At 35.7% G+C, this 15,346-nt stretch carries 11 protein-coding genes; 6 read left to right on the top strand and 5 right to left on the bottom strand.

Features of this window, described 5'->3' with window-relative positions; genetic code table 11:
* Positions 1 to 334: 334 nt before the first annotated feature.
* Both Q0543_RS11975 and Q0543_RS11970 read left to right on the top strand, forming a co-directional pair.
* Complete coding sequence (locus tag Q0543_RS11975) at positions 335 to 928, top strand: hypothetical protein (RefSeq protein WP_299253229.1); 594 nt, start codon at positions 335 to 337, stop codon at positions 926 to 928.
* Between the two features lie 250 nt (positions 929 to 1,178).
* Positions 1,179 to 2,111 carry a DUF561 domain-containing protein gene (locus Q0543_RS11970; RefSeq protein ID WP_299253226.1) on the top strand — a complete coding sequence of 311 codons (933 nt, stop codon included), beginning with the start codon at positions 1,179 to 1,181 and terminating at the stop codon, positions 2,109 to 2,111.
* A 13-nt stretch (positions 2,112 to 2,124) separates the two neighbouring features.
* Here the strand turns inward: Q0543_RS11970 and Q0543_RS11965 are convergent, their stop codons facing one another.
* Entirely contained in the window at positions 2,125 to 3,321 is a 1,197-nt protein-coding gene (locus Q0543_RS11965; RefSeq protein WP_299253223.1) for a polysaccharide biosynthesis C-terminal domain-containing protein, read from the bottom strand.
* A gap of 109 nt (positions 3,322 to 3,430) precedes the next feature.
* Here Q0543_RS11965 and Q0543_RS11960 point away from each other — a divergent pair, with 109 nt between their 5' ends.
* The gene (locus Q0543_RS11960; protein WP_299253220.1) at positions 3,431 to 4,189 is read left to right on the top strand and encodes a sulfotransferase; all 759 of its coding nucleotides are present in this window, start codon (positions 3,431 to 3,433) and stop codon (positions 4,187 to 4,189) included.
* Here the strand turns inward: Q0543_RS11960 and Q0543_RS11955 are convergent, their stop codons facing one another.
* Positions 4,190 to 4,723 carry a hypothetical protein gene (locus tag Q0543_RS11955; RefSeq protein WP_299253217.1) on the bottom strand — a complete coding sequence of 178 codons (534 nt, stop codon included), beginning with the start codon at positions 4,721 to 4,723 and terminating at the stop codon, positions 4,190 to 4,192.
* A 342-nt stretch (positions 4,724 to 5,065) separates the two neighbouring features.
* On the opposite strand from Q0543_RS11955, the gene Q0543_RS11950 reads away from it, so the two are divergent.
* The 3 genes from Q0543_RS11950 (at position 5,066) to Q0543_RS11940 (ending at position 11,469) form a co-directional block, all read left to right on the top strand.
* Positions 5,066 to 7,417 (top strand): efflux RND transporter permease subunit, encoded by a 2,352-nt coding sequence (locus Q0543_RS11950; protein WP_299253214.1) that lies wholly within the window; start codon positions 5,066 to 5,068, stop codon positions 7,415 to 7,417.
* Positions 7,407 to 10,760, top strand: coding sequence for an isoleucine--tRNA ligase (gene ileS, locus Q0543_RS11945; RefSeq protein ID WP_299253211.1), 3,354 nt, complete (start codon positions 7,407 to 7,409; stop codon positions 10,758 to 10,760). Before Q0543_RS11950 ends, ileS begins: the two co-directional genes overlap by 11 nt.
* Positions 10,761 to 10,851: 91 nt before the next feature.
* Complete coding sequence (locus Q0543_RS11940) at positions 10,852 to 11,469, top strand: lipoprotein signal peptidase (RefSeq protein WP_299253209.1); 618 nt, start codon at positions 10,852 to 10,854, stop codon at positions 11,467 to 11,469.
* A gap of 166 nt (positions 11,470 to 11,635) precedes the next feature.
* Here Q0543_RS11940 and recG read toward each other — a convergent pair whose 3' ends face one another.
* From recG to Q0543_RS11925, 3 genes are all read right to left on the bottom strand, one after another.
* Positions 11,636 to 13,726: an ATP-dependent DNA helicase RecG gene (gene recG / locus Q0543_RS11935; RefSeq protein ID WP_299253206.1), complete on the bottom strand. Its 2,091-nt coding sequence runs from the start codon at positions 13,724 to 13,726 to the stop codon at positions 11,636 to 11,638.
* Positions 13,727 to 13,823: 97 nt separating this feature from the next.
* Entirely contained in the window at positions 13,824 to 14,420 is a 597-nt protein-coding gene (gene gldD, locus Q0543_RS11930) for a gliding motility lipoprotein GldD (RefSeq protein ID WP_299253203.1), read from the bottom strand.
* Positions 14,404 to 15,282, bottom strand: a complete 879-nt coding sequence (locus tag Q0543_RS11925) for a transporter associated domain-containing protein (protein ID WP_299253200.1) — start codon at positions 15,280 to 15,282, stop codon at positions 14,404 to 14,406. Before Q0543_RS11925 ends, gldD begins: the two co-directional genes overlap by 17 nt.
* Between the last annotated feature and the right edge of the window lie 64 nt (positions 15,283 to 15,346).

Raw genomic sequence — 15,346 nt, 5'->3', positions numbered from 1 at the left:
AATAGGATATCGAAACCTATAAGGTTTTGTTCATTGAGATTGCGGCTCTTAAAACTACAGTAGTCTTATTGGTTACAGAATAGGTTAAAGATATAAAACCTTATAGGTTTTTTTGAAGGAAGGATAAATACTTCTTAAAGGAATTTTATAAAAGGTTTGGACGAGTTTTCGTAATTAGAATTTGCTTAATAGGATATCGAAACCTATAAGGTTTTGTTCATTGAGATTGCGGCTCTTAAAACTACAGTAGTGTTATTGGTTACAGAATAACTTTAAGATAAAAAACCTTATAGGTTTGATTGGAACGTGCAAGAATATTTTTTAAAAAAGTCACATGAAAGGATTAATTGATTTTGAACCAGCAACATATTACCATGTTATCAATCATGCTGTAGGCAGTGAGAATTTGTTTAGAACCGAAGGGAATTACCATTACTTTTTAGAGAAATATGCACACTATTCTTCATCAGTTTTCAGTACGATAGCTTACTGTTTAATGCCCAATCATATACATTTTTTAGTTAAAACGCATTCTGAAATAACATTAGAAGCCCATCCTAAATACAAATTGAATTTTCATAAGCTTGTTATGCAAGAAATAAGTAATTTGCTTAACGCTTATGCAAAAGCTTATAACATAAAGTACAATAGAAAAGGAGCGCTTTGGATTGACTATACAAAAAGGTTTAAAGTCGATTCCGAATCATATTTAACTTCTGTTATTAATTACATTCATCAAAATCCAGTTAAGCATGGATTTATTGGTTCAGCTGAAGATTGGCACTTTAGTTCGTTCAATGCAATAGTATCTGAAAAGTCAACGCTTTTGAAGCGAGAGGATGTTGTACATTGGTTTGGGGGTAAAGAAAATTATTTAAAATTTCATTTAAAAGAGACAGGCAGTCTTAATTGTGATTGGGAATATTAGATGTTATAAAAAAATACATTCAAGTAAATAATTTGGCTAGAAAAGATAACCTATAAGGTTTCGATAATTGACACAGCCGCCCTTAAAAATACAGCAATGTATATGGTTACAGAATAGGTTAAAAATATAAAGCCTTATAGGTTTGTTTTGAATTTTAGAATTCCTAAAAGGGGACTTGTAGCACTTGATTATTACTTGTTACATCCGTTTGATATTTGTATTTTGTTCTTTGGAATTTTCATCAGAAATTATGCAAAACAGAATCACACAACTTTTTAATATACAATATCCCATCATACAAGCAGGCATGGTTTGGTGCAGTGGCTGGCGTTTGGCTTCTGAGGTGAGTAATGCTGGAGGCTTGGGGTTGATTGGTGCTGGCTCGATGTCTGCCGAGGTATTGCGAGAACATATACAAAAATGCAAACAGGCAACAGATAAACCGTTCGGTGTAAATCTTCCATTATTGTACACACATATCGAAGATCATATTTCGATATTGGTTGAAGAAAATATTAAAATTGTTTTCACCTCTGCAGGAAATCCTGGAACCTATACTGCAAGATTAAAGGCGGCAGGCATAACGGTTGTGCATGTGGTGTCAAGTACGAAGTTTGCATTGAAAGCCCAACAAGCAGGAGTAGACGCAATTGTTGCAGAAGGCTTTGAAGCAGGCGGCCATAATGGAAGAGAAGAAACCACAACCCTTTGTTTAGTCCCATGTATTGTAGATGCTGTAACAATTCCTGTGATTGCATCCGGGGGCATTGCTTCTGGTCGTGCGATGTTGGCTACATTTGCCTTAGGTGCAGAAGGAGTACAAGTTGGATCTGCTTTTGCCGTGAGTGAAGAATCCTCTGCGCATACATTTTTCAAACAACGAGTAATCGGTGCTTCAGAAGGTGAAACGATTCTTTCCTTAAAACAATTAACACCTGTTCGTTTATTAAAAAATGCATTTTACGATCAGGTAAAACAGGCTGAATTGAACTGCGCATCAGTAGAAGATTTAAAAAAAGTATTAGCAAAAGGCCGTTCAAAGAAAGGTATTTTTGAAGGCAATTTAGATGAAGGCGAATTGGAAATTGGACAGGTGAGCGCGCAATTAAATTCCATTCAGCCTGCTGCTATAATTTTGAAAACCATTTGGGAAGAATTCGAACAGACTCGAAAAACAATTTAAATTCGTTCGTGCATTATTTTGAATGCAACAACATCTCGTTTTTAAATTGCCATAAACTACAAAGAGCAATAATACTAAAGGCAATTGACGTAATAATCGCAGCCGTAAAAATATCTCCGTTTGGAATAAAAATTATTCCTCCAACAATAGTTAGCAATAACCCCAAACCCACAACGAAATTATTGTAAGCATATTTGCCGATGCCACTGAAATAAGAACTTGTGATATAATACGTACTCATTAAAAGCGTACCTGGAGATAGGTAAAGTGCAATTTTTTTAACAACGGAGAAATCTTTTCCAAATAAAATAACATAGACATCATTAGGGATAATTGCAATAAGTACCAATGCAAATAAGGTTAAGCTAAAACTTATCAGCATATATTTTTTGCTTATAAGAATGGAGTCTATTAATGAAACAGTATTTGAAATTCGAGCATATAACATTAACGAAAAGCTGTTGCCAATTAATAAGACGGATTCAATCAACATAATGGCGACTGAGTATATACCAACTTGTGTTTGCAAGAAATAGAATCCGAGAAGATAAAAGAAGATTCTATTATTGAAGAAAAATAAGATGTTTGACAATTGCGCTTGCCGCCCTTTTTTCCAAATAGTGCGAATGGAATTTTTATTCGGAAATAGCATAGGTCCAATTTTGGGGAGAACAAATAAAAGAGTTATTATAAAGCTCAAGCCGAAAGCATAGTTTAAGCTATGAATGTACAGTGTAATATTGTGGCTCTGCAATACAATAAAAAGAATCACACCCGTAATAAGTTGTAAGAGCAATGGGAGTGGAGTCAATATATTATAAAGATGCGTTTTTTCTCTCCCTAGTAAAATAAATGTATGTGCATGAAATAAAGCATAGAAGGTGCTGATTGTTATACAGTCAATCAAATATTCGGAAGGTAACAGATGAAATGTAAAAAGCAACATGGGCAATACGATTGAAATAAGCATGGACCATGCATAACTAACAAACAATAAGGTTGAAGTAGCCATCCTTGATGACAAGAATACCAATACATTCCCACTCATGAGTTGGCAAAACATAATGCATAAGCCTACGCTTGCCATAAATAAACTTGTAACTCCTTTTCCATCGGCACCTAAAAATTGCGTAATCAAAATCGCATTTAAAAATCCCAACAGGGCATTTAAAACTTTTGAAAAAAATGTTACGGTTATTTTTTGAAGCATCGATCAATAAAAATATCTTTTTATATAATAAGGTGAATTTAAATTGAATTAATCACAATCTCTATCACTTATACTTTTTTCTTTTAAACAAAACAGGTACTTTCATTGTATGAAAATCGTTAGTGGTCGGTATTTACGTGTATTTCTTACTATAAAAATCAAACAGGCACTGAATGCATTTCCATTTTATAAGCATACAAACTATTCCATTTTTTTAATTTTGAGTCATCCACGCACCGGCTCATCCTTGTTGCATACGTACCTAAATTCACATACTCGAATTTTATCTTTGAATGAATCATTTTCGGTAACAGCAGATAAGAACTTGTTATTAAAAGAATACTCTAAAACAATTAGAGCGGTGGGTCTTAAATTTTTTTATGAATACATGGATGAGCCCATTAAGAAAAAACTATTTATTGATTTATTAAGCGACCCCAGGATGTACATCATAAAGGTTCATCGTAGAAACCTGTTACGTGTATATGTTTCGTTACGGATTGCTCAAAAGACTCAGGAATGGTCAAGTATAGCAGTCATTAAGGAAACGACACCTAATAAAAAAATCAGTCTATCTAAAAGGGAATGTATTGAAACTTTCGAACAGTATGCCAAATGGGAACTCGAAACACAATCAATTTTAAAAATACACAATACACCTGTATTCGAAGTAGATTATGAAACATTGACCGAGCAACCAAATGAAACATTATTTCAAATTCAAAAATTTCTAGGAATATCTAAGCAGAAACCTATTTCTTTATTGAATCGCCAAAATGCAGAATCGTTAAATTCTTTAATTGAAAACTATGATGCATTAAAGGAATCTTTTGTTGGAACTGCTTACGAATATTTTTTTGAAGCGTAATTATTTCTTTCGAACCACTTTTTGAGACAGCGTATCCGCTATTTTAATTTTTCCCATTTTAACGGGAATGGTTTCTGCGACTTCACCAGAAATAAAATTAATGGTATCTTCCTTGATGGCTGCTGTTGTATCCGGCTTCAATATGGGCGTTATGATTGTATCGCCCATTAGTCTTGGTTCGCATTCATTATTATTTACTTCCCCTGTTACGACATTCTTTTTAATACAACTGCTCAGCCATAAAATAGAACTCGCAAAAAAGACTACAAAGAAATTAAATGCTGAAAAACGAGGCAAGCTTTTAAATAAGTTTTTTGACTTAGGCTGCGGTTCTAATGGACGATCAATTTGTGTTGTTAAAAATCTACCACAGGTTTTTTGCTGTGAATGTGTTGTAAAATATTCTTTAATCTGAAAATCATCCATCCGACTAAAATCTACCACCACCTTTTCACAAGTTCTGCAAAATTTACCTTCATTTTTTGGAGTCATTTCATTCCAACTAGCCTCACACGGAATTTTTATTTGAATCATTTCTGCGTATTTTTTAGCTTAAACGAAGAAGTTGTCATTAGGGTATACGATTAAATGCTTGGCGATAAATGGAAAACCCCTATCTCTATTGCTCTTAAAAGCTATCTGAGAATTCATCATTTTATATAATTTTGTAAAAAAACATACATTTTTATATAATAATCAGATTGTCAATATATTAAATTAGCCTTCCGAGCATATTTTTCAATACAGATATCAGCAAATTTGCTTAAATTAGCCACCTTAATTATTTGAAAATACTATATGTGGGTTAGGTTAGGGAGTTTCATTATCAAGTATCGATTGATACTTTTAATAATAACAGGTTCTATTACAGGATTCATGGCTTATAAAGCCACAGAAATTGATATAACATATGATTTCTTAAAGGTGGTTCCTCAAGAAGATCCTGAAATGATTTATTTCAAGGGCTTCAAAAAAATGTTTGGAGAGGATGCAAACATTATGGTTGTGGGAATTCAAGACCCCAAAATTTTTAAACTGGAAACCTTTAATAGATTTTATGACTTATGTCTTGAAATAAAAAATACAGCTGGCGTGAATGATGCAATATCGTTACCAACCGTAAAAATGCTAACCAAAGACACCATAAATTCTAAATTAGACGTACGTTCAATTTTTACTAAGAGGCCCACTTCTCAGCATGAATTAGACTCCTTGATAGCATTAGCAAACGATCAATTATTTTACAAAGGATTAATTACAAATTCGAATACAAACGCGGCTCTTATTGCCATATCAATTGATGCGAAACAACTCAATTCCAACGGAAGACAAAAAATAGTTGGAGACATATTAGACTTGTCGGCTAAATTCAAAGAAGACACTCATATTGAAACACATTTTGCAGGCTTGCCTTACGTGCGTACCATTATGGTGCGTGATGTTCAAAAAGAGTTTAAGTTCTTCTTAGTCTTATCTGTTTTAGTAACTTCACTTATATTATTTTTCTTTTTCAGAAACCTCTACGCAGTATTCTTTACCTTCTTAGTAATTGTTGTTACAGTAATATGGACAATGGGTACCATTGTTTTGTTGGGTTATAAAATAACCATACTAACAGGTATGTTGCCCGCATTAATTATTGTAATTGGTATTCCCAATTGTATTTACATGTACAATAAGTACCATCAAGAATACCGCAAGCATGGAAATAAAATAAAAGCCATCAGTAGAATTGTTGAGAAAATTGGCTTCTTAACCTTCATGACCAACATGAATACTGCTGTAGGATTTTTGGTGTTATATTTTACAAATATTATTATCATCAAAGAGTTTGGTATGGTTGCAGGTTTAATAAGTGCCGCTACCTTTGTAATTTCTTTGGTTGTTATTCCTACAATGTTGTGTTATTTGCCCGCACCAAACGACAAACAATTAAAACATTTAGATTTGCGTTTTTTACGACGTGTAAACAATATGTTGCAATACATCGTGTTGCGTTATCGTTCAGTTGTATATATTATTACGTGTTTAATTATCGCACTTTCAATAGTAGGGATCTATCGCATACAAGTTATCTCGTATATGGTTGATGATCTTCCAAAAAGTAGCGGAGTAAAAACAGACTTGTCATTTTTTGAACAGCATTTTAAAGGAGTAATGCCCTTAGAAATTATCGTCGATTTAGGAAAGAAAAAAGGAATTCGAATTCCTGCTAATTTGAAAAAGTTAGATGAATTGGAAACCTATTTGAAATCATTAAACAACGTATCGCCACCACTTTCTGTATTGAACATTGTCAAAGGAGCGAAGCAGGCTTATTACAATGGGCTCCCTGAATTTTATGAAATTCCGACAAAGCAAGAAATGATTAGCCTGGCTTCTTTTATGAAGACAAATGACAAATCGGAAGACAAGTTGATGCGTTCATTCGTAGACTCTACGGGCCAGTACATTCGATTTACGTGTAAGGTTGCAGATATTGGTACAGATAAAATGAAGCAACTTGTTGAGAAAAATATCATCCCTAAAACACGTGAAATATTTCCGGATACGGCCAATCAAAAAGTACACATTACGGGCACAACGTTATTGTTCTTAAAAGGAAATCAATATTTGATTGACGATTTATCAGAATCATTGGTATGGGCTTTTGGCTTGATTTCGCTGATGATGGCGTTCATCTTTACGAATCCAAAAATTATTATCATCTCATTAATACCGAATATTATTCCAATTATTTTAACTGCCGGAATTATGGGCTTGTTTAATATTCCGTTGAAGCCAAGTACAGCATTGATCTTCGGCATATCTTTCGGTATATCCATTGACAGTACGATACACTATTTGAGTAAGTTCAAACAAGAATTGAAGCATTATAAAGGAAACACAATGCAAGCTGTTGTGAAATCTTTAGAAGAAGAAGGCGTTAGTATGATTTATACATCTATCGTATTGTTCTGTGGTTTCTTAATCTTTGCATTCTCTGATTTTGGCGGAACAATAGCTTTAGGAATTTTAACTTCCTTAACCTTGTTCTTTGCCATGTTTACAAATTTAATTGTATTGCCCGCATTGTTATTGACATTTAGTAAGGGAGAGAAAATCAATTTATATCCGATCATAAAGGATAAACACGAAAAATTGCATACAGAAGACGACGATGTAGAAATCGATCTGATGCGTTTAGAAATTAAAACACCTAGAAACGACGAGAGCCGTGAAGTATAACGAAAAGAAAACCGAACTGTCAGAAGTTGGAAATGAAATTCAACAGTTCTGGAAAGACAATAATATTTTTGAAAAATCCATAGACACAAGAGAAGGCAAGCCAACATTTACCTTTTACGAAGGTCCACCGTCTGCGAACGGAACACCAGGTATACACCATGTAATGGGCCGTACAGTAAAAGACATTTTCTGTCGTTTTAAAACCATGCAAGGCTTCCAAGTAAAACGCAAAGGCGGCTGGGATACACATGGCTTGCCCGTTGAGTTGCAGGTTGAGAAGGAGCTTGGTATTACAAAGGAAGATATCGGCAAGAAAATTTCTGTTGAAGAATACAATAAGAAATGTCGCGAATCGGTAATGAAATACAAATCCGAGTGGGATGAACTTACTGTAAAAATGGGTTATTGGGTTGATCTTGAAAAACCGTATATCACATTCGAAAATAATTATATTGAATCGGTTTGGCATTTATTAAAACAATTCCATTCTCAAAATTTATTATACAAAGGCTATACAATTCAGCCTTATTCGCCTGCTGCAGGTACCGGTTTAAGTTCACATGAACTAAATCAACCAGGAACGTATAAAGATGTGCGCGATACAAGTGCAGTTGCGCAATTCAAATTGAAGCCAAACTCTAAAATTCAGGTTCCTAATGCAACGGAAGAAACGTATTTTATTGCGTGGACAACAACTCCTTGGACACTTCCTTCTAACAGCGCTTTAGCTGTTGGGGAGAATATTGAATATGTATTGGTTTCTACATTCAACCCATATACATTTTTACCCATACAAGTCATTCTTGCGAAAGCATTAATGGGTAAATATTTTTCTGACAAGGCAAAAGATATTTCATTAGAAGAATATACATCAGGTGACAAATTGATTCCATTCAAACTTATTTCTTCCTTTAAGGGAAAAGATCTTGTTGGGGTGGAATACGAACAATTGATGCCGTACTTACAACCTGATACTGCTGCTTTCCGCGTGATTGCAGGTGATTTTGTAAGCACAGAAGATGGAACAGGTATCGTACATATAGCACCAACCTTTGGTGCGGATGATGCGCGTGTTGCTAAACAAGCAGGCATACCTTCAATCGTTACCAAAGACGACAGGGGCAATGAATACCCTTTAGTAGATAGACAAGGTAGGTTCACTAAAGAAGTTACGGACTTCGCTGGAGAGTATGTGAAAGAAGCATATTTAACAGACGAAGAAAAAGAAGTAGAACGTAACAAACAAGGTAGAGATAAATACTTAAGTGTAGACGAACGCATTTCAATTAAATTGAAAGAAGCCAATCGTGCATTTAAAGTAGAACGTTACGAACACAGCTATCCGCATTGCTGGAGAACAGACAAGCCGGTGTTGTATTATCCATTAGATTCTTGGTTTATCAAGACCACTGCGAAAAAAGATCGCTTGGTTGAATTGAATAAATCCATCAACTGGAAACCAGAATCTACCGGTACAGGACGTTTTGGTAACTGGTTGGAAAACTTAGTAGACTGGAATTTGTCTCGTTCACGCTATTGGGGAACACCCCTTCCGATATGGCGTACAGAAGATGGTTCAGAAGAAAAATGTATTGGTTCAATCGAAGAATTAAAAGCTGAAATTGCCAAAGCACAAAAAGCCGGTATTGAAACAGCAACAGAAATAAATGACTTACACAGACCTTATGTAGACAATATCGTTTTACTGAGTGATTCTGGAAAGCCGATGAAACGTGAACTAGACTTAATTGATGTTTGGTTTGATTCAGGCGCAATGCCCTATGCACAGTGGCATTATCCGTTTGAGAATAAAGAACTGTTTGACAACAATTACCCGGCAGATTTTATTGCGGAAGGTGTCGATCAAACACGTGGCTGGTTCTTTACCTTACACGCCATCTCTGGAATGTTGTTTGATAAAGTTGCATTCAAAAATGTAATTGCAAACGGTTTGGTGTTGGATAAAAATGGAAACAAAATGTCTAAGCGTTTAGGCAATGTTGTAAATCCGTTTGAAACCATTGATAAATATGGTCCGGATGCGACACGTTGGTATATGATTACCAATGCGCAACCATGGGACAATTTGAAATTCAACTTAGATGGCATCACTGAAGTACAAAGACGTTTCTTCGGCACCCTTCAAAATACCTACTCCTTCTTTGCACTATATGCAAACTTAGATAATTTCTCGTTTGCTGAAGCAGAGATACCTTTGAAAGAACGGACCGAAAGCGATCGTTGGGTTTTATCTAAACTTCAATCCTTAATAAAAGAAGTTGGCGATGCATTTGCAGATTATGAGCCAACAAAAGCAGGTAGAGCGATACAAGATTTTGTGGTAGACGATTTAAGTAACTGGTATGTGCGGTTAAATAGAAAGCGTTTCTGGAAAGGTGAATACAATGCAGACAAAACAGCTGCGTATCAGACCTTATATACGTGTTTGGAAACCGTTGCTAAATTAGGTGCACCAATCGCGCCCTTCTATTTAGATAAATTGTTCCGTGACTTAAACGAAGTAAGTAAGAAAAATACAGTGAGCTCTGTGCATCTTGCAGACTTCCCGAAAGTAACCGATGCCTATTTGGATCTTGAATTGGAAGAACGTATGAGTTTGGCACAACGCGTTTCATCGCTTGTGCATTCGATTCGCAAATCACCTTCGGTGAATATAAAAGTACGTCAGCCACTTTCAAGAATTTTAATTCCGATTTTGCAACCACGGTTGAAAGCACAAATTCAAGCAGTAGAAGATTTGATTAAAAACGAAGTCAATATTAAGACAATCGAATACATCGAAGACACTTCTGGCATTGTCGTTAAAACCATCAAACCGAATTTCAAAAAACTAGGTAAAGAATATGGTGCAAAGCTGAAAGAAATTGGAAATGCAATTGCAACCTTAAGTGCAGATGATATAACAACGATCGAGCGTGGTACATTCGATTTGAAACTTGCCGATGGAGCAGTTATAGCCATTACTGCGGAAGATGTAGAAATACGTTCACAAGACATTCCAGGCTGGTCTGTGGCATCGGAAGCTGGACTTACTGTTGCGCTTGATATCACATTGAGTGATGAACTGAAGCAAGAAGGCATTGCGCGCGATGTTGTAAACAGAGTTCAAAACATGCGCAAGGATATGGGCTTGGAAGTACAAGACAAAATTCGCATTAGCATACAACGTAATGACGAGCTAATTAATAGTGCATTGCGCTCTAACCAAGAATATATTTGTACCGAAACACAAGCATTGTCATTAGATATTGTTGATGTTCTTACAGGCGGAACAGAAATAGAAATGGATGAGCAAACACTTATCATGAAAATAGAAAAATAACGTTTTAAGTTTTAAGTAATAAGTTATATGAGGGCCCATTCTCAATATTTCTTTTTCTTAAAACTTAAAACATATTACTTAAAACTTAAAAATGCGTTACACAAAATATTTCATACTTACCATACTGGTTATTTTAATCGATCAAATAATCAAGTTATGGGTTTTTAAAACGTTTCCATTTGAAGGCTACGAACACCCGAGCATTCGATTAGGAGATTGGTTTAAGTTGCATTACATCACCAATGAAGGAATGGCCTTCGGAATTAAGATTGCAGGAAATTACGGCAAGCTTATTTTGAGTTTGTTCCGTTTGGTAGCAATGGGTGTAATAACTATTTATTTGTATAAAATGGCTAAGAAAGAGATGCACGAAGGCTTCCTTTGGTGCGTGGCATTGATATTGGGCGGCGCTATGGGAAATGTGGTAGACAGTACGTTTTATGGTGTGTTCTTAAATCTACCAACCTACGATGCTCCCATGCTTTGGTTTCACGGCAGAGTCATTGATATGTTTTATGTAGATATCTGCAATTGTCTTATTCCAGAATGGGTACCTGGTATTGGCGGAAGTTATTATCCTTTGTGGCCAATCTTTAATTTTGCAGATGCAACGATTTTTGTTGGTGTAGCACTTATTTTGATTTTTCAGAAAAGGTATTTCCCAGAAGAAGTAAAGGTTGTTGAGGAGAAAAAAGAAGAGGAATTATAAAAATATTAATTTAAAGAATAGGAAAGGTGCGGGCGAAAGTTCGAACCTTTTTTGTTTTATGATGTTTTTAAAATTATCAATTTAAAAAAGTATACAATTAATTTATTTAAAGGTCAGTGGTATAGTATGAAGCCTTAGGCCTTCCGCATTAAGCCTTCCACTTCCTTTAACTAATTCTACTCCACTCTTTACTATTCTTACTTTTCGATTCCATGTAACCACGGAGCATACGATTTTCAGGTTTTAATAAATCGGGATCACTGTCTAGCAAGTCCATCGCTGCTTGTCGGCTGTGTTGCAGGGTATGTGCATCTTGAGCCAAATCCGCCAATCTTAAATCCAATACGCCGCTTTGTTGCGTACCTGCTAAATCACCTGGTCCGCGGAGTTTCAAATCTACATCTGCGATTTCAAAGCCGTTGGTGGTACGCACCATTGTTTCTATACGTGTTTTACTATTTGCTGATAATTTATGACTCGTCATTAGGACGCAATACGATTGATCTGCACCACGACCAACGCGACCGCGCAATTGATGCAACTGCGACAACCCAAAGCGCTCTGAATTTTCAATCACCATCACACTTGCATTCGGTACGTTTACACCTACTTCAATAACAGTTGTGGCAACCATGATCTTTGTTTCGCCTTTTACAAAACGTTGCATTTCATAGTCTTTGTCTGCGGGCTTCATACGTCCATGAAGAATACTTATAGGAAACTCTGGGAACGCACGATTCACACTTTCAAAACCATCCATCAAATCTTTTAAATCTAATTTTTCAGATTCTTCAATTAAGGGATACACGATGTATACTTGTCGGCCTTCCAATACCTGTTTACGAATAAAGCCGAATACAAGCAAACGATCTTTGTCGTATTTGTGCGATGTAGAAATAGGCTTTCTACCTGCTGGCATTTGGTCAATTACAGAAATATCTAAATCGCCATACAAAGTCATTGCCAACGTACGTGGAATAGGCGTTGCCGTCATCACCAAAATATGTGGAGGCGTTTCTTTATTTTTCTTCCAAAGTTTTGCACGTTGTGCTACGCCAAAACGATGTTGTTCATCGATGATACAAATCCCTAATTCTTTAAACTGAACAATGTCTTCGAGAATGGCGTGGGTGCCAATTAATATATTCAAACTTCCATCGAGCAAATCACGATGAATAACTTCGCGTTCTTTTTTCTTGGATGAACCTGTAAGCTTAGCAACCGTTAGGCCTACTTTAGAAGCGAGTTCTTTTAAGCCTTCATAATGTTGTGCCGCAAGTATTTCTGTAGGTGCTATCAAGCACGCTTGATAGCCATTATCAATGGCCATGATCATACATAAAAAACCTACAATTGTTTTTCCGCTACCAACATCACCTTGTAAGAGTCTGTTCATCTGTGTTCCAGAAGTAACGTCTTTGTAGATTTCTTTGATAACTCTTTTTTGAGCATCAGTTAAATCAAATGGAAGATGTTCTTTGTAAAATACATTTAAGGTTGGTATGTGATTAAACACAAATCCTTTGTAATGTACTTTACGGTAACTTTTTTGATGCAGTAATTTAATTTGAATCAAAAATAATTCTTCAAACTTCAACCGTGCAATTGCTTTCTCTAAAGACGCAGCATTGGGTGGCATGTGTATCCACTCCATTGCTTGCGCTCGGGAGATAAGTTTGAAGTTTTGAATGATGTTAGCAGGCAATATTTCGGGCAAGCGTGGCGCAACTTCTTTGACAACACGTTCAATTATTTTTGAAAGCGCTTTGCTATCGATGCTTCTGCCTTTTAGTTTCTCTGTAACATTGTATACAGCCTGCAATCCTTTTTGCGCATGCTCATCTGAATACACTTCCATTTCTGGGTGCACCACATTGAGTTTGCGGCCATAGAGATTGGGTTTACCAAAAACTACGTAAATGGTATTGGGTAAAATATTTTTTTCAATCCAAGCACCACCCTGAAACCAAACCAATTCTAAAATTCCTGTATCGTCTTGTACAAAAGCGATCAGTCGTTTCTTTGGTCCAACACCTTGCGATGATATGCCTGTTATTCTTCCCCGAACTTGTATATAGGGGAGGTCTTCGTGAATATCTTTGATGGGATAGATTTTACTGCGATCCTCATGTCTGAAAGGAAAATAATACAGTAAATCTTCAAAGGTGAAAATACGCAACTCTGTATTAAGCAACGCAGCTTTTTGCGGCCCAATACCCTTTAGAAACTCGACTTTAGTGTCAAGGAGTGTTGACATAGCTTCTCAAAAAAACAAATAACAAATAATAAATAACAAACGGATGTAGATTTCAGTAGTTTGGAATTTGTTTTTTGTTATTTGGAATTTAGTTTTATTATTTAAACTTAAGTGTTTCAATTAGATGTAGTACATCTTCTTTCATATAACGAATGACTGGCGCAAGCGAATCATTTTTAGTAGACGTTCTAAAATATACGGCACCACGTAGGAAATGATTTGTTGAATCACTCACGTGAAATTGTATTTGACTAGGCACATCACCTGCTAATTCGAATACCTTAACAGCGTAGCCATTTGGGTTTGAAATAATCAGTTCGTCGATGGCGTATGCTTTTACATTATGCTTATTTGCTAAGGTATGGGAATCCCGTATGTATTCATCAAGCAATTTTGCATTGCCCTTCGGGTTTTTATAGGTGATTTGAATATTTGCTTTATATTCTGGGTAGTAAATATCAAGCCAATAAGGTTCTGCTGTTTTGCTTGTATCGGGCGCAATAATAGCTGTGTGCGCATATTCAAAGGTGTATGGATAGTCGCCTTTAAGCGTATCGTACGTGTGTGCAGGTAGATCTATTTTGTTATATCCTTTTGGCTTGGGTTGAAATGTTGTTTCTTCATTACAAGAAGACAAGAGCAACATTGAGGCAGCAAAAGATAAAAGAAGAAATGTTTTATTTGTTATGTTCATTTTCAGGAACGGTTACTTTAACGCGCAAGATGCGCTTATTTGTTACTGCATCAATTTTAAAAATGTAATCCGCATACGTAATCTCATCGCCAAGTTTTGGCATGTCAGAGTTGATGTTTAGTAATAGGCCACCTAAGGTTTCGCTTTCACCTTTCACTTCAGCGAAAACATCGCGATCTAATTCGAGCGCTTTGTAGAAATCTACCAAAGACATTTTACCTTCTACTAAATAACTGGTATCACTCAATTTTGCAAATTGTTTGATATCATCATCATACTCATCGTGTATGTCTCCAACAATTTCCTCAATCACATCTTCCATTGTAATTAAGCCAGCGGTACCACCATATTCATCCACAACAATGGCCATATGTAAGTGTTTCAATTGGAACTCGCGCAAGAGCTCTTCTATCAGTTTTGTTTCAGGGATAAATTCTACTGTGCGAATCAATTGTTGCCAGTGAAAGTCTTTGTCTTTGTTATAAAACGGAAATAAGTCTTTAATATTTAAAACACCTTCAATCTTATCACCAGATTCTTTGTATACAGGAATTCTTGAGAAGCCGCAGGTACTAATATATTGTTGTAATTCTTGATATGTTAATGCAATATCAACAGCAGCCATATCCATACGTGGGCACATAATTTGCTTCACCATGATATTGCCAAATTTCACCAATCCTCGAAGCATTTCTTTTTCTTCGCGCGTGCTAAGTTTCCCTTTGGTTGACTCTAACTCGTGCTCTAGTTTTTCAATATACTCGCGTTGGCTGTCGGTAATCTCTGGAATACCAATTGATTTACGCAGCCATTTTGAAAATGAATTGCTCGACTTTTTATTCTGTTTATTCCCTTCGGACATAAAACGTTAATTGATTAGTTTGTTTTAAAATAAAAAAAGTCTGTCATAAGTAAATTACTTACAA

This window comes from uncultured Cytophaga sp., assembly GCF_937863595.1.
Lineage (GTDB): Bacteria > Bacteroidota > Bacteroidia > Cytophagales > Cytophagaceae > Cytophaga.
The sequence above is the reverse complement of the archived record's forward strand: the minus strand, read 5'-3'. Positions and strand labels throughout refer to the sequence as shown.

Coding starts and splice junctions, on each gene's coding strand:
- Q0543_RS11975 (WP_299253229.1), top strand. CDS start 335: ATGAAAGGATTAATTGATTTTGAACCAGCAACATATTACCATGTTATC.
- Q0543_RS11970 (WP_299253226.1), top strand. CDS start 1,179: ATGCAAAACAGAATCACACAACTTTTTAATATACAATATCCCATCATA.
- Q0543_RS11965 (WP_299253223.1), bottom strand. CDS start 3,321: ATGCTTCAAAAAATAACCGTAACATTTTTTTCAAAAGTTTTAAATGCC.
- Q0543_RS11960 (WP_299253220.1), top strand. CDS start 3,431: ATGAAAATCGTTAGTGGTCGGTATTTACGTGTATTTCTTACTATAAAA.
- Q0543_RS11955 (WP_299253217.1), bottom strand. CDS start 4,723: ATGATTCAAATAAAAATTCCGTGTGAGGCTAGTTGGAATGAAATGACT.
- Q0543_RS11950 (WP_299253214.1), top strand. CDS start 5,066: ATGGCTTATAAAGCCACAGAAATTGATATAACATATGATTTCTTAAAG.
- Q0543_RS11940 (WP_299253209.1), top strand. CDS start 10,852: ATGCGTTACACAAAATATTTCATACTTACCATACTGGTTATTTTAATC.
- recG (WP_299253206.1), bottom strand. CDS start 13,726: ATGTCAACACTCCTTGACACTAAAGTCGAGTTTCTAAAGGGTATTGGG.
- gldD (WP_299253203.1), bottom strand. CDS start 14,420: ATGAACATAACAAATAAAACATTTCTTCTTTTATCTTTTGCTGCCTCA.
- Q0543_RS11925 (WP_299253200.1), bottom strand. CDS start 15,282: ATGTCCGAAGGGAATAAACAGAATAAAAAGTCGAGCAATTCATTTTCA.